Consider the following 25,906-nt stretch of genomic DNA (forward strand, 5'->3'; position numbering starts at 1 on the left):
ATAAATCTATCTTTTGAAAATCAGGCTTTTGTAACTTCATTCACTGTCACCTCCATTTCCGTAAGAATTGAAGAAAGGGTCTCATAACAATTACTTTTAACATGAATAAACTGCTTAATCCCCTCGTTCTTCCAAGCTGGCTGCAGTTCTTTCTCTGGCAAACCGGCTAGATAGAAAAATCGATCTTCAAATTCAGCTTGAAGGGATCCGAGAATGGCATGTCCGATCATTTCATATTGTTCATTGGTCCCGCAAAAACAAAAATACTTTGAATCTAGGTTTGAAACAAATTGTTTTGCGTCTTCATAAGAGACAATGGAATCACTGTCAGCCACTTGAAGTCCCCCGGCTGAGAAAAAACCTCTCATAAAATCAAGTCTTGGTTTATATTGTTTTAATTCCCCAAGACAAACGAGTCCTACTTGAGGCTTAAAGCCTGATTTACTTTCAATCATTTCACTTTGTTTTCGCAAGCTTTCATAAGGTTCGGATAATCTAGATTTCAGAATCGCCTTAATCTTAACATCAGATTCATCATAGTTTAAATAATTATTCGATTCTATTTCATTACCACACGTAACTACTTCATCTAGATTGGCGTATACATTTGTTCCAACAATACTCTGTTTCCTTGTAGCTATATCCTCAGCTCGCTTTTCAGAAATAGCACCAATTTCATTTTGGAGCCAATTGGATGCCAAAGCTTCCATGATTCCACCGTTTGCTTCTATTTGCTGAAAAAACTTCCAAGCCTTTTCAGCAAGCTCTGAGGTTAGTGATTCAATATACCATGAACCCCCAGCAGGATCGACTATTTTTTGTAAATGAACTTCCTCTTGGAGGATACTTTGTGTATTCCGAGCAATTCTTTCCCCAAGCTGGGTGCTGCCGGTAATTTCATTAAATGGTGACACATGAAGGTATTGAATCCCTCCGATGACAGCCGCGAATGCTTCATTACCTGCTCTTAAAATATTTACGTGAGGATCGTAAACGGTTTTTGTATAGGAGGAAGTTTCCGCTGCAATATGCATTCCTCTGAATTCCACGCTTGCCCCGTAAGACTTAGTAATTTTATTCCAAAGAATTCGTGCTGCCCGAAGTTTTGCCACTTCCATAAAGAAATTACTGCCAATCGAGAATTTAAAAATCATTTTTGCTAAAACATCCTTGAGCGGCATTCCCAACTCCGACAAATGTTGGAGATAATAGACTCCCGTTGCTGCTGCAATCGCAAGCTCCTGAACAGCATTTGCTCCCCCTTGATGATAGGAAGATGCATTAATTAAAACAGTCCTCACATTGGGCAGACTTTGATGAGCCGTTTTAATTGTATTTGCCCAATCAGAGAGTGCATCATTTACGATTACTCCTTCTTCTGCAAACAATGAAATCGGATCACTGCTAATATAACCTGTAATTTTATCGCTTTTTCCGGTTTTTTCTGCTATATTCCTGACTTCCGTCAACAAATTAGGAAGTAACCCCTTTGCATTCACCGCAAAAGGATACCTCTCTGATAAACCTTTGATTAGCTCTCGCAAGGTATCATTTGCTTCTATAAGTTCAGATGTAATGTCAAAGGATAAAGCCGTTTGTCCTTTTTCTATCACTTCGAACAGCTTATCCTTAAGTTCTAACGGCGTCTGAAAAGAAACTTGCTGAGCGATTTTCCAATTATTCGTAATATATCCTAATGGATATATTCCTCTTCTAAAATCTCCTCCAGCTGGAAAATCAGCTGGCTTTTGCTCGTCTGCCCTCGAATAAAGCGGTTTCAAAATAATGTTTTCATATGTATAACTTTTTAATGATTCAATCGTTTTCCCTTTTAGAGTTGCTTCCGCTTTTTCAACCCAATCCTTAGTCGTTACGGATGCAAAAGACTGGCTTTTTAACTCATCTAAACTCATAAGCTCCCCCCTTGTTCATTATCCAAAAAACATAATATTCAAATAAATTTATTACTCTCTATTTTAGGATACATTGGGCTAACAAGCAATAAAAAAACCGCACCAAACATGGAGCGGTTTTCAACGGCTAATAAATAGAAGTAGTCGTTTTCGATGTATTTTCTAGGATTTCTTTTACTCGCTGGAGGAAGCGTCCGCAAATAAGCCCATCTAGTACTCTGTGATCCAGCGACATACATAAATTAACCATATCACGAACAGCAATCATCCCATTATTCATGACAACTGGACGCTTAACAATAGACTCTACTTGGAGAATCGCTGCCTGCGGGTAATTGATGATGCCCATCGATTGAACAGAGCCAAACGAGCCAGTATTGTTAACCGTAAATGTGCCGCCCTGCATATCCTCTGAGCGGAGTTTTCCAGTTCTCACCTTAACAGCTAACTCAGAAATCTCTCTGGCAATTCCCTTAATTGTCTTTTCGTCAGCGTTTTTTATCACCGGGACGTATAATGCATCATCGGTTGCAACAGCAATTGAGATATTGATGTCCTTCTTTTGAATAATTTTATCGCCTGCCCACATAGAATTGATCTGAGGAAATTCCTTTAATGCTTGGGCAACAGCTTTTACAAAGAAAGCAAAGAATGTTAAGTTAAAGCCCTCTTTTTTCTTAAACTCATCCTTTAAGGAATTACGATAGTCAACAAGATTGGTTGCATCCACTTCCATCATGGTCCATGCATGTGGCGCTTCATGTTTGCTGCGCAGCATGTTTGTCGCAATCGCTTTACGGATTCCCGTAACAGGAATTTCGATATCACCTGTTTCAACAGGGATATTTACTGGGGTAGCCGCCGGTTTTGGTGCTGAAACCTGTTGAGCGACTGTTTCTTGAACTGCAGACTGCTGAACTTCTGGCTGTTTCGGTGCAGCTGCTGTTTCACCCGCAACTGGAATGGAACCTGATTCAATCAGTTTCTGTAAATCTTTTCTTGTAATTCTGCCGCCGGCACCGGTACCTTTTACCAGTGTTAAATCAATACCATGTTCTTGAGAAAGCTTTAACACTGCTGGTGAATAACGGGCCCGGTTACTTTGGTCACTATGATCCTCAGCAGCTGGCTCTGCTGCTGATGCTATTTGTTCAGGGGCGGGCGCTGACTCTACACTTCCTCCTTCGACTTCAATGGTACAAATGATTTCTCCGACTGCGAGAGTTTCTCCTTCTCCAGCAATTAGCTCTTTAATAATCCCGGTAAAGGATGAAGGAACTTCTGCATTTACTTTATCTGTCATTACTTCAGCTAATGGATCGTATTTATTTACTTTATCACCAACAGAAACGAGCCACTTGCTAATCGTTCCTTCGGTTACACTTTCCCCTAACTGAGGCATTTTAATTTGTTCAATCGCCAATGGTCTTACCTCCATATATTCCTTGTATTAGTACTCAGCTAGTTCACGCATTGCTTTTTCTACTTTGTCAGGATTGACCATAAAGTATTTTTCCATTGTTGGTGCATATGGCATTGCTGGAACATCTGGTCCGGCTAAACGCTTGATTGGAGCATCTAATTCAAACAAGCAATTTTCAGCAATGATTGCAGCCACTTCACCGATGATGCTGCCTTCTTTATTATCCTCGGTAACTAGTAAAACCTTACCCGTTTTAGAAGCAGCTTCAATGATGGCTTCTTTGTCCAATGGATAAATGGTTCGAAGATCAAGAATATGCGCAGAAATGCCATCCTTAGCTAACTTTTCAGCAGCTTGAAGGGCAAAATGTACACATAGTCCATAAGTAATAACGGTAATGTCTTCACCTTCACGCTTAACATCTGCCTTACCAATTGGCAATGTATAATCTTCTGTTGGGACTTCTCCTTTAATTAAACGGTAAGCACGCTTATGTTCAAAGAACAGAACCGGATCATTATCACGAATTGCCGCTTTTAGTAACCCCTTCACATCATAAGGAGTTGACGGCATTACAATTTTCAATCCTGGTTGATTAGCAAAGACTGCTTCAACAGATTGTGAATGATAAAGCGCACCATGAACTCCGCCGCCGTATGGTGCACGAATGACCATTGGACAACTCCAATCGTTATTAGAGCGGTAGCGAATTCTAGCCGCTTCAGAAATAATTTGGTTAACTGCCGGCATAATAAAATCCGCAAACTGCATTTCAGCGATCGGACGCATCCCATACATCGCTGCTCCAATCCCTACTCCCGCAATGGCTGATTCAGCCAGCGGTGTATCAATCACTCGCTCTTCGCCAAATTGTTCATATAATCCTTGAGTTGCCTTAAATACCCCGCCTTTTACCCCAACGTCCTCGCCAAGAACAAAAACCTTAGGGTCTCTTTCCATTTCTTCACGGATCGCCATTGTTACCGCATCTATATAAGAAATAACTGCCATCTTACATCCCCCTCTTACTTGTCCGCATAGACGTATTTCAGTGCTTCTTCCGGTGCTGCATACGGAGCGTTTTCAGCATAATCAGTGGCTTCGTTCACTAATTTCATCACACGGTCATTGATTTCTTTTTCCAACTCATCGTTCATTACAGCGGTTTCTTTTAAATAAGCACCAAAAGTGATGATTGGATCTTTTGTTTTTGCTTTTGCCACTTCATCAGGGGCACGATAAGAACGATCATCGTCATCAGAAGAATGTGGTGTTAGGCGATAGGAAACCGTTTCTATCAGTGAAGGACCTTCTCCGCGTCGTCCACGGTCTGCTGCATCCTTCACTACCTTGTAAACCTCTAAAGGATCGTTTCCATCCACAGTAAAACCAGGCATTCCGTAACCAATCGCACGATCAGAAACCTTTTCACAGCCCAATTGTTTTTCAATTGGCACAGAAATCGCATATTTATTGTTTTCACACATGAAGATTACTGGTAATTTATGAACACCAGCAAAATTGGCACCTTCATGGAAATCCCCTTGGTTTGAAGAACCCTCACCAAAGGTTACAAAGGTTACAAGATCCTTTCTTTCCATTTTCCCAGCCAAGGCAATTCCTACCGCATGCGGTACCTGCGTCGTTACAGGAGATGAACCGGTTACGATACGGTTCTTCTTTTGCCCAAAGTGTCCAGGCATTTGCCGACCACCGGAGTTTGGATCTTCTGCTTTGGCAAAGCCTGAAAGCATTAGTTCCTTTGCCGTCATCCCAAAAGTTAGCACCACACCCATATCACGATAATATGGCAGAACATAATCCTTTTCTTTATCAAGCGCGAATGCAGCTCCGACTTGAGCAGCTTCCTGACCTTGACATGAAATGACAAATGGGATTTTACCGGCGCGATTTAATAACCACATCCGCTCATCAATACGGCGGGCTAACAGCATCATTTCATACATTTCTAACACTTTTTCATCACTTAAACCTAATTCAAGGTGACGATTCTCAGCCATTTATTTTATACCTCCAATTTAGAAAAGCGGAAGCGCCTTGCCCAGGGGAGACAGGCATAAGACGAGCCGGCGAGAAGGTTGCTCTTTAACCTTCTTGACGGATTGGCTTATGACCCGAGCCCCTAGGCGCTGTAGCTAGACACTACCCCTCTTACTTTTTTCCTTAAAAATGAATCGCTTTTCCATCAACAGCAAGTGCGGCTTCACCAATCGCCTCAGATAAAGTCGGATGCGGATGAATGGTATGACCAATTTCCCATGGTGTCGCATCCAGTACCATTGCCAGCCCTGCTTCGGAAATCATATCTGTAACGTGCGGACCAATCATATGCACCCCAAGAATATCATTCGTCTCTTCATCAGCAATAATTTTGACAAAGCCATCGGATTCACCGAAAACGAGTGCTTTTCCAATTGCCTTGAATGAGAATTTGCCCACTTTTACTTTATGGCCCTTCTCTATTGCCTGATCTTCAGTAATACCAACACTCGATACCTCTGGATTACTGTAAATGCAACGGGAAACAAGGTTATAGTCGAAAGGTGAAGGATCCTTCCCAGCAATATGCTCCACGGCTACAATCCCTTCATGTGAGGCAACATGTGCAAGCTGCAAGCCGCCAATTACATCACCAATTGCATAGATATGTGATTCTTTCGTTTGAAAAAATTCATTTGTATCAATGAAGCCTTTTTCAATTTGTATTTCGGTGTTCTCCAATCCAATGCCTTCTACATTCGCTTGTCGTCCTACGGAAACTAGGAGTTTTTCTGCTTTAAACTCCTTTATGCCTGCCTTCACTTCAGCAGAAATGACTACACCTTCACCTTTTACTAACGTTTCTGGAAGTACTTTTGCACTTGTGACAAGCTTGATTCCTTTCTTCTTCATGAGACGCTGCATTTCTCTTGAAATTTCCTTATCCTCTGTTGGAATGATGCGGTCAGCATACTCAATGACCGTTACGTCAACACCAAAATCAGATAACATCGATGCCCATTCAATACCGATTACACCTCCACCCACAATGATGATAGAGGACGGTAAGGATTCAAGCACTAACGCTTCATCAGAGGTAATAACAAATTCGCCATCTATCTCAAGCCCTGGAAGAGTTCTTGGCCGTGAACCAGTAGCGACAACAACATTCTTAGGGATTAGCATTTCATTTTCTTCGCCATTATTCATTTCAACAGAGATAGTTCCTGGCATTGGTGAGAAAATAGATGGACCTAGAATTCTACCAAGTCCTTCATAAACATCTATTTTTCCTTGCTTCATAAGATGCTGAACGCCTTTATGCAGCGTATCGATAATCTTATTTTTTCTTTCCTGCACCTTTGCAAAATTCAAAGATACTTCACTCGTGATAACGCCGAAATCTTCGCTCTTGATTGCTGTCGCATAAACCTCAGCACTTCTAAGTAAAGCTTTACTAGGAATACACCCTTTATGTAAACATGTTCCACCAAGTTTTCCTTTTTCAACAATTGCTGTTTTCAAGCCAAGCTGGGAAGCTCGAATCGCAGCCACATAGCCGCCAGTACCACCGCCAAGAATGACTAGATCATATTCCTTTGCCATTTTGTTCCCTCCCTAAATCCTTAGATTTTTGCTGTTTTAAATGTCCCCGGATATTCTTTTACTTCTTCTTCACCTCTTAAAACTCTGAGTGCACCTTCCGCGAGGGCTTGAAGCTCATTTTCACCAGGATGGACGATAATATCCGCGATCCAATTGACACGATCGGTAATTGATTTTACAAATTCCTTACCGTATGCAAGACCGCCGGTTAAAATAATCGCATCCACTTTTCCTGATAATACAGCACTTGCTCCTGCAATTTCCTTTGCTACTTGGTAGGCCATGGCTTCATAAACAAGTTTTGCATTTTCATCTCCAGCTTCAATTTTCTGTTCCACTTGGACTGCATCGTTTGTTCCAAGATAGCCGACAAGTCCCCCCTGCCCAACGAGCTTTTTCATTATCTCTTCACGATAGTACTGTCCTGAAAAACAAATGGCAACCAAATCACCTGCTGGCACCGTACCTGCCCGCTCAGGACTAAAAGGACCATCTCCATGGAGTCCATTATTAACATCGACGACCCTTCCTTGACTATGAACCCCAACAGTAATCCCACCACCCATATGGGTAACAATGAGATTTAATTCTTCATATTTTTTTCCTAATTCCTTGGCAACCCTTCTCGCCACAGCTTTTTGATTCAATGCATGAAATATACTCTTTCTTTCAATCAAGGAAAATCCAGAGATACGGGCTATTGCGTCCAATTCATCAACCACTACAGGGTCGACAATATAAGAAGGGATATTAAGGCCTGAAGCAATTTCAAAAGCAATGATACCCCCAAGATTGGAAGCATGCTGGCCAGAATACCCTATCCGTAGATCTTGTATCATGGTCTCATTTACAGCATAAGTCCCGCCTTCAATCGGTCGAAGCAAACCGCCGCGTCCACAAACAGCACTTAACTTAGAAATATTAATTCCTTCATTGTCCAGCGTTTCCAAAATGGTATTTTTTCTAAATTCATATTGATCAATAATATTAGGAAATGAATTGATCATTTCTGCTTCATGTCGGATTGTTTTCTCTAAAATAGAGATATCGTTATCGAAGACCCCAATCTTGGTAGAAGTAGAGCCTGGATTGATGATGAGCATTCGATATTCTTTATCTGGCAAGGTATTAACCTCCATTTTTTCCAAATCTTTATGAAAGGCAAAGACGCTGAACTTCTCATCCAGCGCATATGCCTTGCTATTAATTTAATAACTTAACGGCGGCTTAAAATGTGATGGCCATTTTGCAGGAACTGACTGCGGGAATTACGCATTTTTTCGATTCTTTCCTCCGCCATTCGATCAGCAGCAACATAGGTTGGAATACCATCACGCTTTGAAATTTCAATGACCTTTTCAATATTTGAATAGATGGTTTCTACTTTTTTCATAGCACGATCATGGTTATAACCGTAAAGTTCATCTGCTACATTGATAACGCCGCCTGCATTAATAACGTAGTCTGGAGCGTAAACAATACCCATTTCATGGATAATGTCACCATGACGTGGATCCTTTAATTGATTATTTGCCGCACCAGCAATGACCTTTGCTTTAATTTGCGGAATCGTATCATCATTGATAATTGCACCTAAAGCACACGGGGCGTAAATATCACATTCTACTCCATAAATTTCATTAGGTTCAACAGCACGAGCACCGAACTCTTCGACAGCACGTTGAACAGCGTCTTTATTAATATCTGTTACAATTAGCTGTGCACCTTCTTCATGCAAGTGACGGCATAAGTTGTACGCAACGTTTCCGACACCTTGAACGGCAATTACTTTACCCTCTAAAGAGTCAGATCCAAAAGCCGCTTTTGCTGCAGCCTTCATTCCTCGATATACGCCATAAGCTGTCACTGGAGATGGGTTACCAGATGAACCAAAAGCCGGTGATATCCCCGTAACATAATCCGTTTCTTCATGAATTAGGTCCATATCTGCAACTGTTGTACCAACATCTTCAGCTGTAATATATCTTCCATTTAATCCTTGGATATAACGGCCAAAGGCACGGAACATTTCTTCATTCTTGTCTTTACGAGGGTCTCCGATGATAACGGTTTTTCCTCCACCAAGGTTCAATCCTGCAGCAGCATTTTTATAAGTCATTCCTTTTGCTAATCTTAAAGCATCTTCAATGGCTGCCTCTTCTGATTCATAAGTCCACATCCGTGTGCCGCCTAATGCTGGCCCTAATGTTGTATCGTGAATAGCAATAATTGCTTTTAATCCAGATTGTTTATCTTGACAGAATACCACTTGTTCATAATCATATTGTTCTAAGTACTTGAAGATTTCCATGTTAATATTCCTCCTCAAAATTATAAATCTATTTAGTAACAGAGCAAATGGCAAGTGCTAGTGAGTATAGCTTACTTTCTGCCGTATCAGCTCTGGACGTTAACACAATTGGGGCTTTTGCTCCTGCAATTACTCCTCCAACCTTTGCTTTTGCAAAATATATTAAAGATTTATATAATGCGTTGCCCACCTCAATAGAGGGGACCATCAATATATCCGCTCTGCCCGCTACATCACTATGAATCCCTTTATGTTCGGCAGCTAGCATTGAAACAGCATTATCTAAACCAAGTGGTCCGTCAACAATGCAGCCATGTATTTGCCCACGCTGATTCATAACCGTTAAAGCAGCAGCATCAATAGTCGCCTGCATCGCAGGATTGACCACTTCAACTGCGGCAATTGGTGCTACTTTCGGGTTTTCTATTCCAATTGCCCTTGCGAGTGCCGCAGCATTGTTAATGATTTGTGACTTTTGTTCAAGATTAGGCGCTATATTCATCGCAGCATCTGTAATGATCATAAACCGGTCATAATCAGGGACCTCAAAAACAGCAACATGTGATAAAACATTACCGGTTCTCAGTCCAAAGTCTTTGTTTAAGACCGCCTGCAAAATGACATTAGTAGGGAGATTTCCCTTCATTAGTACCGTGGCTTCCTGATTGGACACTGCTTTTACCGCTAATTCAGCAGCAATGGCATTGGATTCAGCATGAACCACAGTTAATTGTTTATTTCCTTCGTTTCTGCGTTGACTGACTTGAATAATCGAATTAATTTTATCCTGATTACCGAATAAAATAAAATTGGCGAGATTTCTCTCTAGTGCATCCATTACAGCTTCAATCACTTCATGATCCTCGGCAGCTGCCACAGCTACGGTATTATTCGTCAGTTGGGAAGATTTATTTATCAATGATTCCAGTAACAAGTTGTTATCATCCCTTTCATATTCCAACTGAAATTCCAATTAAATAAAATGCAAGATTCGTGCCAACATCACTTTTGTGAAAACGCTTTATTTCTCTATATCATTTCCCTGCAAAAAAATGCACACTATGAAAATTATTGCATGCTATTATTTTCAAGTTTGTATTTATCAAGCTTATAATAAAGATTTCGTACAGAGAGTCCTAAGGTTTTCGCTGTTAGTGTTTTGTTACCATTCAGTCTTCGAAGTGTTTGTTGGATGATTTCTGCTTCGTATTCTTCCACCATTTCAGTTAATGAGCGGTCTGATGTGACAGGACTTTTTTCAGATTGTGATGGTTCATTTACCGTTTTTTTAGGCAGAAGCTCAGGCAAGTGTTGGACATTAATATGGGTTTCATAATAATTCATAAAAATCATCGCCCTGCCGAGGATATTTTCCAACTCTCTTACATTTCCCGGCCAATCATACTGCATTAACTTATGTAATGCCGTTTGAGCAACCCCTTCAACATTCCTGCCATAATCTCGGTTAATTTTATGTATTAGCCGCTCACTTAAAAGCGGAATTTCTTCTTTACGCTTTCGTAATGGCGGGATATGGATTGGCATCCGATTTAAACGATAATATAAGTCTTCCCTAAATGAACCTTTTGCAATTCCTTTTTCAAGATTCACATTGGTGGCAGCAATCACACGAACATTTATCGGAATAGGCTTTGTTCCGCCAACACGAGTAATTTCATTTTCTTGAAGTACTCGTAAAAGTTTTGCTTGGGTGTTAGCCGAAAGCTCGCCAATCTCATCTAGAAAAATACTGCCGTTATTTGCCTCTTCAAAGAGGCCTCGTTTTCCACCTCTTCTCGCCCCAGAGAATGCCCCTTCCTCATAACCAAATAATTCACTTTCAAGCAGTGTTTCCGAAATTGCTGCACAATTCACGCGAATAAATTTGTTGTATTTTCGATCACTTGCATTATGTATTGCATGTGCAAATAATTCCTTCCCTGTTCCTGATTCACCGCGCAAGAGGACGGTAGCTGGTGTTTTTGCCCCAAGCTTTGCCTGTTCAACAGCTAACATCATTTCCTCTGACTGAACGATAATATCCTCAAAAGTATACTTCGCCTCAAGCGTACGAATGATTTGCCGCGCCCGATTTAATTCCCTGTTAAGCGATTTAATTTCCGACATATCATGGATTACACCCACACTGCCTTTAAGCTTACCTTTCACAATAATTGGTGCAACATTAACGATGACCTCTCTTTTGTTGGCGCCAACCCTCATTGGAACGCCACGGACAGGCCTCCTTGTTTGAAGGACCTTCATGTGCATACTTTCACCTTCTGAAATATCAGCTGTAGCCGGATGCCCAATTACCTGTTCCTGTGTTAGTCCTGTAAGTCTTGTGTAAGCAGGGTTAATAAGGATACCCCTTCCATGTTCATCCACAACCGAAATAGCATCATCACTTGAGTGAATAATAGCTTGAAGCATCGTCTGAATTTCTTTTAAATCGGTAATTTCCTCCGCAAGATTTACAACTTCGGTAATGTCCTTGAAAATAGCAAACGCACCAATTAACCTGCCATTTTCTTCGATGATCGGAATCCTTGTCGTAATAATTTTCCGGCCGTTCCCTAGAACCATTTCCTGATTGGTCTCAGTTCGCTTTGTCTGAAGAATAAGAGGAAGCCGGCTTTCCGGGATCACACTGACAACATCTTTCCCTAAAGCTTGCTCTTTTTTAACTCCTATCATTTCTTCCGCACGACGATTAAAAAGAATAATAAACCCTTTCGCATCAATCACTAACATACCGTCACTGGTCGCATTAAAAATCAATTCCTGTTGGTAGGATTGATGTTGATGTTTATGTATCAATTCTTCTTTTTCTTCTAAAAGTTGTGCAAGCAAAAAGGCAACACTACCTGGGATTAAAACAGTCTTCTTCCCTTTCGCATTTCTCAGTTCTTGAAATACTTGCTCATCCCCGGTTAATTCTATAATAATATCAATATTTTCCTTGAGTAAAGGAATCCAATCGGTCCCCGTTTTAATTCCGTCTCTTTGAGCCATTAAAATTCCAGGTGCATCCAGATTTCGGTCAATAACAGCTAATACATTTAGTACCTCTGTTTCATTTAATAATTTCAGGATCGCGGTACCACCTTTGCCAGCGCCCACAATCATTACATTTTGCATTATTTTGCCCCTTTTATCGATGATCCTTTTCAAATATAGAAAGCTTTTTCATGCTCATTTCACCGAAAATATGCAATTTTTTTCATAATCTATTCTATATTTTTTCTCTTATCTTGACAAATATTATCTATGTACTAATATTTTTGTTGAAGATATTTATTATTTCCTATACTAACCATTGGAAGGATTTCATAATGAATCGGATTTTTGCTCTAATCATACTTTTAATTCCTGGTTTCTTAGCTGGATATGGGATCAAATTAATGCGGGATATGACCTTTGGGATACTTCAGCCACCAATTCCTAATCTTTGGCTGCAATTTATTCTGGGTTTGCTTTTATTCGTTGGAGGCTTAGGCTTTGTCGCTGGATTCATCTTACACCGTGACCGAAAAAGAAATAAAGTACAGACAAGATTTAAAAAATAACACGAAAAGAGACCGTTTAGGGTCTCTTTTCAAATTGTTTTCTTATTTTAAACGCTTTTACTGGATCATCTGTAATAAAAGCAGTGCAGTTGAGTTCCAAAAGCCGCTTCATATCAGCATCTTTATTCACAGTATATGGTCTTACAGCAATTCCATTCTCAATAGTGCTTTTGATAATGTCATCAGGAATCATCGAGTATTTTGGATGTATTCCCTTTGCTCGAATAGATTGTGAATAGACCCAAGGCATATAGATACCATCATAAAAAAGCGGGGCCGTTTCGATTTCTGGTGCTAGTCGATAACTATAGACAATGCTATAGTGATTAAAAGAAGAGATAATGATTCGATTGGATAATTCATATTTACGAACTAGTTGAATAACCTTTTCTTCCAATCCTTCATAAGGTATCAGTCCATTTTTCAATTCAATATTGCAAACCAAGTTATTCGATTGCATCCATTCTAAAACCTCTATTAAGGATGGTAACGGTTCTTTTTTTCCACCCTTTTTATTGGCATTCAACTTCCGGATATCTTTGAAAGAATAATCTTTAACATAGCCGCTGCCACTTGTGGTTCGATTGACTTTTTCATCATGGATGACAACAACTTCTCCATCTCGAGTAAGTTGAACATCTAACTCTAGTCCATCTGCGCAAGCCTTAGCTGCTTCAACGAATGCACTCATTGTATTTTCAGCAAAAGCTGCTGAATAACCGCGATGAGCAAAAATTTGTGTCATACTTTCACATCCTAATAAAAAAATTGGAGGAATCTAACGATGAAACCCTTACAATTATCTCCTGAAACAGCAATAAAATTAGCAGAAAAATTAAACGTCCCAATCGAACAGCTAATGCATATGCCTCAACATATACTTATTCAAAAGTTGATGGAAATAGAGAAAGAGAATAAATAACCATGAAAAAAGCCTTCATTTTGATATGAAGGCTTCAGTTTTATTCTAGTCCTCTCAAGAAGCTTTATGCTCAAGTCGCAATTTATCGGCAACCATTGCGATAAATTCCGAGTTAGTTGGTTTTGCTTTTGACATGCTGACTGTATAACCAAATAAGGAGGAAATCGAATCGATGTTTCCACGGCTCCAGGCCACTTCAATCGCATGACGGATGGCCCTCTCAACACGACTGGCAGTCGTATTGTATTTCTTTGCAATATCAGGATATAACACTTTTGTAATCGAACCTAACAATTCAATATCATTAAAAACCATTGAAATCGCTTCACGTAAATATAAGTACCCTTTGATATGTGCTGGTACACCAATTTCATGAATAATACTGGTTATACTTGCATCCAGATTTTTTGGTTTTTGTTCAGATTGAGGACGATAATTAGAAGTAGGAGCTTTACGGCTCACTTGACTGCTTTTACCGCTGACTTGACGGATATGGTTTCCTAAATTCTCCATATCGAAAGGCTTTAAGATAAAATAAGACGCGCCAAGCTCAACCGCTTTTTTCGTAACATCTTCTTGGCCAAAAGCAGTAAGCATAATGACATTTGGAAGTGCTCCTTTTTTCAGCTCTCTGAGCCTCTCAAGTACAGCCAAGCCATCAAGATGTGGCATGATAATATCTAGTACCAGTACATCAGGATCGATTGAACTGAGCATATCTAAGCAATCCTGACCATTATGAGCAATCCCTGCTATTTCCATATCATCTTGGGACGAAATATAGTCCTCTAATAATCCAACTAGTTCACGGTTGTCGTCTACGACACAAACTTTAATTTTTCTCAACTTCGTATCCTCCTCAAATCCATATATTATCTAATCTCTATTCGACGCTAATTTTCATTCTCTTAATTCTATTCTAAATTAGAAATTCGACAATGCAACAAAAATTCCTCTCATATTTTTAATATTTCTTAAAATAGTGAGAAAATCTCATCTTTTCTTTGATTTTCTTTATTTTTCGACTTAATTCGCTCTTTTACTGATTACTTTTTCCATTTTTGTCGAATTTTCTTTATCTGTGTAATTTTGTCCTATTTTGCGCCCAAGAAGCTTCCTTAAATAAAAAACAAAATAGGCGTCCTGCCGCCTATTTTGTTTACTGCTCGATATTAACTTGCTTTTTCATTTGGTTCTTCATATATATTAATTCCTGCTTCATTTAACATCCATTCAATGTGTACCCCATACCCTGAGGTTGGGTCATTGACAAAGACATGGGTTACAGCACCGATCAGTTTTCCATCCTGAATAATCGGACTTCCACTCATCCCTTGAACAATTCCACCTGTCTTTTCAAGAAGTCTCTGATCGACAACTTTGATTACCATGCCTTTAGTTGCTGGAAATTTCTGCGGGATCGTACTGACGATTTCAATATCAAACTCTTCCACTCTGTCATCATTTACCACTGTTAAGATCTTGGCCGGACCTTCCTTTACCTGATGCGATAAAGCAATCGGCAATGGTTTATCGGAAATTCCATTTTTTAATTCCTTATTTAAAACACCAAATATGCCAAATGGACTATTTTTTTGGATATTACCGACTATTTCTCGATCCGATGAAAAACGAGCAAGTTTTTCTCCAGGATCTCCGTTTGCTCCTTTTTCAATCGAAGTAACGGTTGAACGGACAATTTGACCATCTTCAACCACAATTGGTTTCTTTGTATCCATATCCGAAATAACATGTCCTAATGCACCATATTTTTTAGATTGGGGATGGATAAATGTCATCGTACCAATCCCTGCTGCAGAATCTCTAATATATAGTCCCAGCTTATAGGAGTTTTCTCCTTTATCCTTTAATGGTGTGAGCTTTGTCTTAAACTTACCGCTTTCGCGACTAATCGTCATATCTAGAGGATTACCGTTTTGTCCAGAATCCTGAACAAACGGGGCTACATCTGTCATTTTTTCAATTTTATTTCCATTGATTTCGGTAATAATATCACCTATTTTGATTCCTGCAATTTCACCTGGGGATTTTTTTCCTTCCTCTGTATCCACTAAATGGTGGCCAACAACCAATACTCCTATGGTATTTAATTTTACACCAATTGATTGCCCCCCTGGAAGTACGCGAAAATCCTTTAAAACATGAACATCGACCTTTTTCACAGGAATTCCTGCAAATTCCAATAGCATTTCATTTTGACCATTTTCTTTCGCATTTAAGGAAACCGTATTTTCGTCTTGCTCAAGAGTAATATTAGATTTGTAAGACGTTAATGCAGCTGAAACCGGGGCAGCTTTTTGAAATGTATAGTCTTGGCCTTCAAAGACCGTAATGGATTTCGGAATATCAAGGTACTGCTGAAGCGGCTGAAAAAATAGAACGCTGATTAATGAAACAAGGAGAATTCCACCAATGATCTTTCTAATTATTTCTAACTTCAAAATCTTCACTCTCCTCGCTTCTATTTCACACTATGTCGAAATGGCTACATCTTTAATTTTGCCTCGTTAGCAAGCATTTATAACCTGGGTTAACATAAAAAAGCTACCCTAATTGGATAGCTTTTCAATTTTTTTATTATTCGCAGCGAGAAATAATAATTCTTCTGCATGTTTTTTTGTCAAGTCCGTAATTTCTACACCGGAAATCATTCTGCCAATTTCTTTGATTTTCTCCTCTGCAGTTAGCGGGTGTACTCCCGTTTTCGTACGACCACCTTGAGTTTCTTTCGAAATAAACAAATGTGTATCTGCCATGGCTGCCACTTGAGGTAGATGTGATATACAGAGTACCTGAGAATCGACAGCCACTTTATAGATTTTTTCAGCAATCGACTGGGCAACCCTACCGCTCACCCCTGTATCGACCTCATCAAAAATAATCGAGGTGACACCTTGATGTTTAGAGAAAATACTTTTTAAAGCTAGCATGATCCGAGAAAGCTCTCCACCTGAAGCAATTTTTGATAATGGCTTCAATGGTTCCCCTGGATTCGTCGAGATGTAAAACTCAACATGGTCGACCCCATTTTTTGCAAAATGCGGTAAGATGGATTCAAAGCGGATTTCAAACACTGTTTTTGCCATGTACAATTCTTTTAACTCATTATGTATTAACTCTGTTAGCTTTTCAGCCCATCGTTTACGAACATCTGTTAGCTCTTTCGCTTCAAGATTTAAGTCTTTTTTGATAGAAGTAATTTCTTTTTCTAATTGCCCAATATGCGTTTCTTTATTTTGTAATGTTTCAATCTCTTCTTCAATCTTGGCTGCATACTCAACGATTTCCTCAATCGTTTTACCATATTTTCGCTTTAACTGATTGATTTCATTTAAGCGTTCTTCGATTTCATTTAAGCGTTTCGGGTCATATTCCAGTACATCCAATTCATTTCTTAAAGTACGAGCAGTATCCTCTAATTGATAAAAACTGTTCATTACCGATTCATATAAATCTTTATAGGTAGGATCGAGAGCAGCTGCGTCTTCTAGATGACCCATGACCATTCCAATCCAATCAAGTCCTCGTTGGTCTCCATTAAGAGCATTATAACTCGCTTGCATCGAAGCAAAAACCCGTTCAAAATTTCCAAGTTTCTGTTTTTCTTCAAAAAGCGCCTCATCTTCTCTAAGCTTCAGATTCGCTTTTTGGATTTCATCAAATTGGAATTGGATTAAGTCCAGTCGATGTGCGGTTTGCTGTTCGTTTTCACTTAAAGACTTTAATCTTTGAAGAGTTTGTTCATACCGACGAAAGACCTCTTTATATTCCGAAAGCGAATAAGAAATTTCATCAAAGCCAAATTGATCGAGCAGGTTTAAATGCCTAGTTTCATCCATTAAGTCCTGGTGCTCATGCTGCCCATGGATATCCACCAAAGTGGAGCCAATCTCTCGAAGGATGGAAATAGTAACGAGTTTCCCGTTAACCCTGCAGACACTTTTTCCTGACCTCGATATATCTCTCCGTAAAACAACCATTCCTTCTTCTATTTCAATTCCAAATTCGTATGCTTTTGAAAAAATCGGATGTTCCTCTTCTATTTGAAAAAGTCCTTCAATTACTGCCTTTTCCTCACCATGACGAACAAATTCAGCAGAACCTCTTCCCCCTACAAGTAAATGAATTGCGTCGATGATAATTGATTTACCAGCACCAGTTTCACCCGTTAATACCGTTAATCCCTTTTCAAAAGAAATCGAAAGCGATTCAATAATGGCAAAATTTTTAATCGATAATTCCGCTAACAAGATTTATTCCCCCATTTAAAGCATGTCTAGGAAACGATTTGTGATGGTTTCCGTATCTTCTGGTGTTCGGCAAATAATCAAAATTGTATCATCACCACAAATTGTTCCTAATATTTCTTCCCAATCTAGATTGTCAAGGAGTGCTCCAATGGCCATTGCATTTCCAGGTAAACACTTCATAACGAGTAAGTGACCTGCAGAATCAATGCGGACGAAGGCATCCATTAGCGCTCTTTTTAACTTTTGTAACGGATTAAACCGCTGATCTGCCGGAAGGCTGTATTTGTATCTCCCATCTAATAATGGTACTTTTACGAGATGTAGTTCTTTAATATCTCGAGAAACTGTTGCTTGTGTTACATTGAAGCCTGCATTTTTCAATTCATCTACAAGCTCGTCTTGGGTCTCAATATCGTTGTTGGCAATGATATCTCTTATTTTGATATGACGCTGACCCTTATTCATTTTCTCACCTCATTTACGTTCGATACTTGCTATGTATTTTGTACCAAAATGTCGTATCTACCCATATGTTAGCCGATTTTGAGGAAGATGTACATTTAATATTTTTTGACATTGTTTTGTTAAACGAGCTGATGGCACTTCGCTTATTTTAACAAAAAATAAAAGGATAAGCGTTTGCCTATCCTTCTGGGTTTTGTTTTGATTTAAATTCATGGTGAGCTTCTTTTACAATCTGCTCAGGATTGGCTGGTAACAGGTTATCACCTTTTTCTTTTCCACCTTCCCAATTCAAGTGAAGCAGAAACTCTATGTTTCCGTCTCCGCCTGTTATTGGAGAAAAGGATAAATTAACCGCATCGAATCCCTGATTAATAGCAAAATCGATAATCATGTCCAGAACCTGTTTATGCACTTTTTCCTCACGAACAATTCCCTTTTTCCCAACTTGTTCCCGTCCTGCCTCAAACTGAGGTTTTACAAGAGCAACAATATCACTCCCGGGTATAAGAAGTGTTTTTAGTACAGGCAAAATAAGTTTTAGGGAAATAAATGAAACATCTATTGATGCAAAATTTGGCATTTCACGTTCTAAATCTGCAGGTGTTACATAGCGAAAGTTGGTTCTCTCCATGACAACTACACGTTCATCCTGGCGGAGCTTCCATGCCAGTTGATTATATCCTACATCGAGCGCATAAGACATTTTAGCTCCGTTCTGAAGAGCACAATCTGTAAAGCCGCCAGTTGACGCACCAATATCTAATAAGACTTTATCAGTAACAGTGACGTCAAATACCTTTAAAGCTTTTTCAAGTTTTAGACCGCCCCTGCTGACATAGGGAAGCACATTTCCCTTGATAGTAAGCGGAATATCCGTTTTCACTTTTTCACCAGGTTTATCTAAACGCTCTTCATTGGAATAGACGATTCCTGCCATGATGGCTCTTTTTGCCTTTTCTCGAGTTTCTGATAAACCGCGCTCTACGAGTAAAACATCTAAACGTTCTTTATTTTTCATTTTTTATGCCCTTTGTTGTTTTTTCCGTGCAAGAATTTTTATTCTGTTTACAACCTCTGTAGCTGTCATCCCAATCTCATCAAGTAGAGAATTGACATCACCATGTTCAATAAACTGATCTGGAATCCCCATGCGATCAATTACTTGTTGATAATAACCATTTTCCTGAGCATACTCTAATACGGCACTACCAAAACCGCCTTGAAGGACAGCCTCTTCAATCGTAAGGATTGGAATATTTTGAGAAAATAAATCATTCAGCATTTTTTTATCCATTGGCTTAATAAATCTTGCATTTACTACTTTTACAGTAATTCCTTGCTTTTCTAAACTCACAGCCGCTTCCAATGCCATCGGAATGGTGGTTCCAAAGGTTAAGATGACAGCATCCTCACCTTCCTTTAGAACCTCCCACGTTCCAATTGGGATATTCTTAAGACTTGCATCCATCGGAACCCCAAGTCCATTACCGCGAGGAAATCTCATCGCAATTGGCCCATCATCATAATTGATAGCTGTATAGACCATATGCTGCCCTTCATTCTCATCCTTTGGCATCATTAATACCAGATTAGGTACATGTCTTAAAAAGGCGATATCAAATACACCTTGGTGAGTTTCCCCATCTGCACCAACTAATCCTGCACGGTCAATGCCGATAAAAACATTTAAGTTTTGACGACAAATATCATGAACAACTTGGTCATAGGCTCGTTGGAGAAACGTAGAATAAATGGCTAAAAACGGCTTCATATTTTGTGTAGCCAAACCTGCAGCAACCGTAGCGGCATGTTGTTCTGCAATTCCCACATCAAACATACGGTCTGGAAACTCGCTTGCAAAGCCCTCAAGTTTTGACCCTACTGGCATAGCAGGAGTGATTGCAACAATTCGCTCGTCCTCACGAGCAAGCTTGCGGACTGTTTCACTAACTAGGCTGCTCCACGCTGGAGGGGCTTTGTCAGGCTTCACAAAATCCCCTGTGTCCATTTTATAAGGACCTGTTCCATGCCAAGTCCCCTTTGTATCGCTTTCGGCTGGGGAATATCCTTTGCCTTTTTTCGTTATCACATGGAGTAGCACGGGACCTTCCGTTTTTTTCGCATAAGCTAAATTTTCAAATAGGTCCTCGTAATTATGACCGTCAACGGGACCAAGATAAGTAAAGCCCATTTCCTCAAAGAACATTCCCGAGACAAATAAATATTTGAGGCTGTCTTTAATTCGCTCAGCCGTAGCGGCCAGTTTCCCGCCAACAGCAGGAACTTTTTTCAACAATACCTCTAATTCATCTTTCACCCATTGATATTTTCCAGCCGTACGTAACTGCCCAAGAACATTATGAAGCGCACCTACATTTGGAGCAATCGACATTTCATTATCATTCAAAATAACGATCATATTCTTCTTTTCATGGCCAATATGATTTAACGCTTCTAACGCCATTCCTCCTGTTAAAGCACCATCACCAATTACTGGCAGGACAAAAGAATTTTCTTTCTTAATATCTCGCGCAATGACCATTCCCATTGCAGCCGATAAAGAGGTGGAGCTATGGCCGGTCTCCCAAACATCATGTTCGCTTTCCACTCTTTTCGGAAATCCGCAAAGCCCTTTATATTGTCTTAATGTATCAAATTCTTGAGCCCTTCCAGTCAAAATTTTATGAACATAAGACTGATGTCCTACATCCCAAATAATTTTATCCTTTGGGCTATCAAAACATTTATGTAATGCAACAGTTAACTCGACTACACCTAAATTCGGTCCAATATGTCCCCCCGTTACAGACAGCTTTTCAATCAAGAATTGGCGTATTTCTTGACTTAGAGCCTCCAATTCTTGATTTGACAGCCCTTTTAAAAAGGATGGGTCTTTTATTGATAACAGATCCATGTTTGGACCACTCACTTTCATTCTATTTCTTTCATTATCAGTTTTTTCAATGAAAGTTGCTTCGATGAAAAAATAGCCGCTAACACAAAAGTGATAACGGCACTGATAACGATTTCTTCATTATACCCGATTATAACACAATTACGTTATTGTTCAAATACTCGTTATTTAGTGATCTCTTGATGCTATAAGATCTGCAATCTCGACAAGCAGGTTGGAATTAAGTCCTGTCTTTTCTAAATAATCTTTTGATAAGTCTAGCTGCTTTCGTAATTCTGTTTTCGCACCCTCAATCGATAGCAGCTGAGGATAAGTGCTTTTTTGGTTTGAAGTATCGCTCCCAACAGGTTTGCCTAATAATTCTTGATTACCCTCTAAATCAAGAATATCATCCTGAATTTGAAAGGCGAGGCCTAAGTGATGAGCAAATTTCGATAATTTTTCTACCTGATCTTGATTGGCACCACTTATCAAGGCACCCGCAACCACGGAATACTTTAACAGCTTGCCTGTTTTATGGATATGGATATATTCCAGTTCTTTTAAACCAAGAGCTTTGCCTTCCCCTTCCATATCCGCTACTTGCCCGCCTACCATTCCTTCGGTTCCAGCAGCTTTTGCCATCTCAATAACCAGTTGTAACTTCGTCTCACTTGAAGCAAATTCACTAGAAATATTCCCTATTACCTCAAAACTGTAGGTTAATAAAGCATCACCAGCAAGAATGGCAATGGCTTCACCAAAAACTTTATGGTTTGTTGGCTTGCCTCTGCGGAGATCATCATTATCCATGCTTGGTAAATCGTCATGGATTAATGAATACGTATGTATCATTTCAATAGCTGCGGCTGCTAGGAGCCCTTTTTTGGGGTCCATTCCAAAAGCATCTATGGTTGCGAATAACAATAATGGACGTATTCTCTTCCCACCTGCTTCTAAAGAGTAATGCATCGCGTCTTTAATGATTGGAGGCGCATTTAGCTTTTCTACCAATGTCCGTAGCTCTAATTCGAGCAGTTGTTTATATTCTTGAGCAAAGGCATCTAAAACTCTAGTTTTCAAAGCTTACTCCTCCTCTTCAATTGAAAAACTCTTACGTCCATCCTCCGTAATGATCTGCGTTAATTGTTCTTCGACACTTTTTAATTTATCATGGCAAAGCTTAGAAAGCTCCATCCCTTCTTTATAGAAACCGATTGCCGCTTCTAATGGGACATCTCCTTCTTCAAGCTTATCTACAATTTGTTCTAGCTTATTCATTGCTTCTTCAAAGGATAGTTTTTGTTCATTTGTCACGGTTTTTCGCTCTCCTTTATTTCCTGTACATTACATAAAATGCTGCCGTCTGATAATTGGATTTGGAGTGACTCATTCTCATTGACTTGACGTATACTTTTTACTAAACGATTATCATCCGTATAGACAAGACTATAGCCACGATCCATTATTTTTAGTGGACTTAATGCTTGCAATGTTGAAATTACTCGATCAAATTCTTTTTGTTTTTTTAAAAGAATTTGCATCATTGCCCGTTGAAGATCTTTTTGCGAACGGTCAAATTTAGTTTCAGCAAACCGTAAAGCCTCACTCGGATGATTACGGATTAATCGTTTATGACTGCTTTCATATTGCAATTTTTTTCGTTCTGTTAATCTGGAAGCAGCACGAATGAGAGATTCAGTTAATTTATCGACTTGTTCTAACTTTTGTTCATATAAACGCTGTGGATATCGAAAGGCATAGGATTTTTGCACACGATCTAACCGTTGTTTTTCAAAGCGAACTCTGCCAGTCATTGCTTGTAGAAGACGGGTTTTTCGTTGCAGTAACCTTTCCATTAATTCTTCAATATGAGGAACGGCTAATTCTGCTGCACCCGTTGGTGTTGGCGCCCGCATATCGGCAACAAAATCAGCGATCGTAAAGTCGGTTTCATGGCCGACAGCTGAAATAATCGGGATATTCGACTCAGAAATAGCCCTTGCGACGGTTTCTTCATTAAAAGCCCATAATTCCTCTATTGAGCCGCCGCCTCGTCCGACAATCAGCACATCGATTTCATTCATACTATTCGCTTTTTCGATTGCTTTTACGATCGATGGTGCTGCATTGTCACCTTGCACAAGGGCCGGAATGACAAGTATATTAACAATAGGATAACGCCTTTTAATCGTAGTGATTACATCTCTTATCGCAGCTCCTGTCGGTGAAGTTATCACACCAATCGTTTTAGGATAGAGCGGGAGGGGCTTTTTTTTATTTTGGGAAAATAAACCTTCCCCTTCTAAACGTTTCCGTAACTGTTCATAAGCTAAAAATAATTCACCGATACCATCCGGCTGCATCTCAGTAATATAGATTTGATATTGACCACTTGGTTCGTAAACAGAGATGTCTCCTTTGACAATTACCTTCATCCCGTTTTCAGGGGTAAACTTCATGAAACGTGAATGGCTAGAGAACATAACTGCAAGAATCCGGGCTTTATCGTCCTTAAGGGTAAAATACATATGTCCGCTTGAATGTTGCTTAAAGTTGGATATTTCCCCACGTACATGAACATCTCGTAAATGGGGGTCTGCATCAAATTTTCGTTTTATGTACTTCGTTAAAGCACTGACAGACAAATAGTTTTTTTCCTGCATAACGAACTCCCTTTAAGAGCGCAGCATATTTTTAGCTGATTTTAGAGTGTTATACATGAGCATGGTGATTGTCATCGGACCTACTCCCTTTGGAACAGGTGTGATAAACCCAGCTTTTTCACTCACATCAGCAAATGCCACATCCCCACAAAGTTTTCCTTCCTCATTGCGGTTGATCCCTACATCAATGACAACTGCGCCTTCTTTGACATGATCAGCCTTAATAAAATTGGCGATGCCTACGGCTGCTATTAGGATATCTGCTTGTGTTGTGTGAAACGGTAAATCCTTAGTCCTTGAATGACAATAGGTTACCGTTGCATGCTGATTAAGAAACAACTGTCCTACCGGCTTTCCAACAATATTACTTCTCCCGACTACTACTACATGTTTGCCCGAGATCGATATTCCTGTCTCTTCTAGAAGCACCATTATTCCATAGGGTGTACAAGGCAGGAATGCATCTTGACCTGTCATCATTCTGCCGATATTAATTGGGTGAAAACCGTCAACATCCTTTAATGGAGAAATCGATTCAATCACTCTTGTTTCATCAATATGCTTTGGAAGAGGGAGTTGAACTAGAATACCATGGATTTTAGTATCTGCATTCAATTCCTCAATTTTCGTTAATAACTCATCTTGAGATACAGATTCAGGTAATTCAATCAACACCGAATACATGCCTAAGTCTCGACATGTTTTTTCTTTATTTGTTACATAGGTTCTTGAAGCATGATTATTACCAACAAGAATCACAGCTAGTCCTGGTGTAACACCTAGTTCCTTCAGTTTAAGGACCTCTTGAGCAATTTCGTCTTTCTTCTTGGAAGCAATTTCTTTCCCGTCAATAATTGTTGCAGTCATTTCATTTCCCCCTGTTCATTGAAAGACCCTTTATTTAACCTTTGAAAGTACTCCATTAATAAATCGACTAGATTGGTCATCTCCATAGATTTTTGCAATTTCAATCGCTTCATCTAAAATTACACTTTCCGGTACTTCACTGCCAGAGAATTTCAATTCGAAAACAGCAATCCTTAATAGGTTCCTATCAACGGTTGCTAAGCGATCGATTGACCATTTTTCAAGATTTTCTTTTATTAATTGATCGATATTTTCTTTTTGTTCGACAACGCCTAACACGAGACGAGTTAAATATTCGTCACCTGCCTCTCCTTCCAAAACATGTTCGATTGCAGAAGAAGGATCCGTGTTGCTTACATCAATTTGAAATAATGCCTGTAGTGCCTTTTCCCTTGCTGTTCTTCTTTTCATTATATCGTTAACTCCTTTAGAGATATTAATAAATTCTTGTCGGATTTCATACAACCTTTACTTACATTAATCAGTTTTGCACATAAAAAGATAATAGCATAACTTAAAATGATATGGTAATTTAACAAAGAAAAAACCAAAGGATTTAGCCCTTTGGTTTTCTTATTATACCTCTTGTTCAATTTCAGGTTCGTGTTTTTGGTTTTCAAATTGGATTCCAACGACGTGAATGTTTACTGTCTCAGCATCCAATGCAGTCATATTAAGTAAAGCTTGGCGGATGTTATCTTGGATTTTCCCAGCTACAGTGGGAATGGATACTCCGAATTTCATCAAGCAATAAACATCAACCTTGATTCCGGTTTCGGATAGTTCCACTTTCACACCTTTACCATGGTTTTTCTTCCCTAGCCGTTCGACAACCCCTGTTGCGAAATTACCACGCATTCCAGCTACACCTTCAACCTCAGATGCAGCAATTCCAGCAATAACTTCAATTACTTCAGGTGCAATTTCCACCTTTCCGTGCCCATTGTTACCTTGGTCCATTTCTAATACATTATACTCGCTCATCTTAGTTCACCTCCCG

Annotated in this window: 24 protein-coding genes; 2 read left to right on the forward strand and 22 right to left on the reverse strand. The window is 39.5% G+C overall.

The features are described from left to right. Window positions 1-20 precede the first annotated feature (20 nt). The 9 genes from ACWM35_RS05550 to ACWM35_RS05590 all read right to left on the reverse strand — a co-directional run bounded on the left by ACWM35_RS05550 (window position 21) and on the right by ACWM35_RS05590 (window position 12,394). Complete coding sequence (locus ACWM35_RS05550; protein ID WP_454816266.1) at window positions 21-1,913, reverse strand: methylmalonyl-CoA mutase subunit beta; 1,893 nt, start codon at window positions 1,911-1,913, stop codon at window positions 21-23. A 127-nt stretch (window positions 1,914-2,040) separates the two neighbouring features. Next, entirely contained in the window at window positions 2,041-3,336 is a 1,296-nt protein-coding gene (locus tag ACWM35_RS05555) for a dihydrolipoamide acetyltransferase family protein (protein ID WP_454816268.1), read from the reverse strand. A gap of 27 nt (window positions 3,337-3,363) precedes the next feature. Next, window positions 3,364-4,347 carry an alpha-ketoacid dehydrogenase subunit beta gene (locus ACWM35_RS05560; protein WP_454816270.1) on the reverse strand — a complete coding sequence of 328 codons (984 nt, stop codon included), beginning with the start codon at window positions 4,345-4,347 and terminating at the stop codon, window positions 3,364-3,366. A 14-nt stretch (window positions 4,348-4,361) separates the two neighbouring features. Next, on the reverse strand, window positions 4,362-5,357 hold the full coding sequence (locus ACWM35_RS05565; protein ID WP_454816272.1) for a thiamine pyrophosphate-dependent dehydrogenase E1 component subunit alpha: 996 nt from the start codon (window positions 5,355-5,357) through the stop codon (window positions 4,362-4,364). Between the two features lie 163 nt (window positions 5,358-5,520). Continuing rightward, a complete protein-coding gene (gene lpdA / locus ACWM35_RS05570; protein WP_454816273.1) occupies window positions 5,521-6,942 on the reverse strand; it encodes a dihydrolipoyl dehydrogenase in 1,422 nt (473 codons plus the stop codon). Window positions 6,943-6,962: 20 nt separating this feature from the next. Then, on the reverse strand, window positions 6,963-8,081 hold the full coding sequence (buk, locus tag ACWM35_RS05575; RefSeq protein ID WP_454816275.1) for a butyrate kinase: 1,119 nt from the start codon (window positions 8,079-8,081) through the stop codon (window positions 6,963-6,965). 77 nt (window positions 8,082-8,158) lie between these two features. Next, window positions 8,159-9,253, reverse strand: coding sequence for a branched-chain amino acid dehydrogenase (bcd, locus tag ACWM35_RS05580; RefSeq protein ID WP_454816277.1), 1,095 nt, complete (start codon window positions 9,251-9,253; stop codon window positions 8,159-8,161). A gap of 28 nt (window positions 9,254-9,281) precedes the next feature. Further along, the gene (gene yqiS / locus ACWM35_RS05585) at window positions 9,282-10,187 is read right to left on the reverse strand and encodes a phosphate butyryltransferase (RefSeq protein WP_454816279.1); all 906 of its coding nucleotides are present in this window, start codon (window positions 10,185-10,187) and stop codon (window positions 9,282-9,284) included. 134 nt (window positions 10,188-10,321) lie between these two features. Continuing rightward, window positions 10,322-12,394 (reverse strand): sigma 54-interacting transcriptional regulator, encoded by a 2,073-nt coding sequence (locus ACWM35_RS05590; protein ID WP_454816281.1) that lies wholly within the window; start codon window positions 12,392-12,394, stop codon window positions 10,322-10,324. A gap of 194 nt (window positions 12,395-12,588) precedes the next feature. Here ACWM35_RS05590 and ACWM35_RS05595 point away from each other — a divergent pair, with 194 nt between their 5' ends. Beyond that, window positions 12,589-12,822 (forward strand): DUF2627 domain-containing protein, encoded by a 234-nt coding sequence (locus ACWM35_RS05595; RefSeq protein ID WP_454816283.1) that lies wholly within the window; start codon window positions 12,589-12,591, stop codon window positions 12,820-12,822. 16 nt (window positions 12,823-12,838) lie between these two features. Here the strand turns inward: ACWM35_RS05595 and ACWM35_RS05600 are convergent, their stop codons facing one another. Further along, window positions 12,839-13,567 (reverse strand): glycerophosphodiester phosphodiesterase, encoded by a 729-nt coding sequence (locus ACWM35_RS05600; RefSeq protein ID WP_454816285.1) that lies wholly within the window; start codon window positions 13,565-13,567, stop codon window positions 12,839-12,841. Window positions 13,568-13,606: 39 nt separating this feature from the next. Between ACWM35_RS05600 and ACWM35_RS05605 the strand changes: the two genes are divergently transcribed. Then, window positions 13,607-13,744, forward strand: a complete 138-nt coding sequence (locus tag ACWM35_RS05605; RefSeq protein ID WP_454816287.1) for a YycC family protein — start codon at window positions 13,607-13,609, stop codon at window positions 13,742-13,744. A 54-nt stretch (window positions 13,745-13,798) separates the two neighbouring features. Here the strand turns inward: ACWM35_RS05605 and spo0A are convergent, their stop codons facing one another. From spo0A to ACWM35_RS05665, 12 genes are all read right to left on the reverse strand, one after another. Next, window positions 13,799-14,590 (reverse strand): sporulation transcription factor Spo0A, encoded by a 792-nt coding sequence (spo0A, locus tag ACWM35_RS05610; protein ID WP_454816289.1) that lies wholly within the window; start codon window positions 14,588-14,590, stop codon window positions 13,799-13,801. Window positions 14,591-14,916: 326 nt separating this feature from the next. Further along, entirely contained in the window at window positions 14,917-16,215 is a 1,299-nt protein-coding gene (gene spoIVB, locus ACWM35_RS05615) for a SpoIVB peptidase (protein WP_454816291.1), read from the reverse strand. Window positions 16,216-16,314: 99 nt separating this feature from the next. Beyond that, the gene (gene recN, locus ACWM35_RS05620; protein WP_454816293.1) at window positions 16,315-18,015 is read right to left on the reverse strand and encodes a DNA repair protein RecN; all 1,701 of its coding nucleotides are present in this window, start codon (window positions 18,013-18,015) and stop codon (window positions 16,315-16,317) included. 15 nt (window positions 18,016-18,030) lie between these two features. Further along, complete coding sequence (gene ahrC / locus ACWM35_RS05625; protein ID WP_454816295.1) at window positions 18,031-18,480, reverse strand: transcriptional regulator AhrC/ArgR; 450 nt, start codon at window positions 18,478-18,480, stop codon at window positions 18,031-18,033. Between the two features lie 178 nt (window positions 18,481-18,658). Continuing rightward, window positions 18,659-19,498: a TlyA family RNA methyltransferase gene (locus tag ACWM35_RS05630; RefSeq protein WP_454816297.1), complete on the reverse strand. Its 840-nt coding sequence runs from the start codon at window positions 19,496-19,498 to the stop codon at window positions 18,659-18,661. A gap of 3 nt (window positions 19,499-19,501) precedes the next feature. Continuing rightward, window positions 19,502-21,394, reverse strand: coding sequence for a 1-deoxy-D-xylulose-5-phosphate synthase (gene dxs / locus ACWM35_RS05635; protein WP_454816299.1), 1,893 nt, complete (start codon window positions 21,392-21,394; stop codon window positions 19,502-19,504). A 168-nt stretch (window positions 21,395-21,562) separates the two neighbouring features. Continuing rightward, a complete protein-coding gene (locus tag ACWM35_RS05640) occupies window positions 21,563-22,456 on the reverse strand; it encodes a polyprenyl synthetase family protein (RefSeq protein WP_454816301.1) in 894 nt (297 codons plus the stop codon). A gap of 3 nt (window positions 22,457-22,459) precedes the next feature. Continuing rightward, window positions 22,460-22,690 (reverse strand): exodeoxyribonuclease VII small subunit, encoded by a 231-nt coding sequence (locus ACWM35_RS05645; protein ID WP_454816303.1) that lies wholly within the window; start codon window positions 22,688-22,690, stop codon window positions 22,460-22,462. Next, window positions 22,687-24,039, reverse strand: a complete 1,353-nt coding sequence (xseA, locus tag ACWM35_RS05650) for an exodeoxyribonuclease VII large subunit (protein ID WP_454816305.1) — start codon at window positions 24,037-24,039, stop codon at window positions 22,687-22,689. Before xseA ends, ACWM35_RS05645 begins: the two co-directional genes overlap by 4 nt. A gap of 12 nt (window positions 24,040-24,051) precedes the next feature. After that, window positions 24,052-24,906: a bifunctional methylenetetrahydrofolate dehydrogenase/methenyltetrahydrofolate cyclohydrolase FolD gene (gene folD, locus ACWM35_RS05655; protein WP_454816307.1), complete on the reverse strand. Its 855-nt coding sequence runs from the start codon at window positions 24,904-24,906 to the stop codon at window positions 24,052-24,054. A 30-nt stretch (window positions 24,907-24,936) separates the two neighbouring features. After that, window positions 24,937-25,317 (reverse strand): transcription antitermination factor NusB, encoded by a 381-nt coding sequence (gene nusB / locus ACWM35_RS05660; protein WP_454816309.1) that lies wholly within the window; start codon window positions 25,315-25,317, stop codon window positions 24,937-24,939. Window positions 25,318-25,482: 165 nt separating this feature from the next. Beyond that, a complete protein-coding gene (locus tag ACWM35_RS05665) occupies window positions 25,483-25,890 on the reverse strand; it encodes an Asp23/Gls24 family envelope stress response protein (RefSeq protein WP_454816311.1) in 408 nt (135 codons plus the stop codon). Window positions 25,891-25,906: the final 16 nt, after the last annotated feature.

This window comes from Neobacillus sp. K501 (assembly GCF_053749995.1).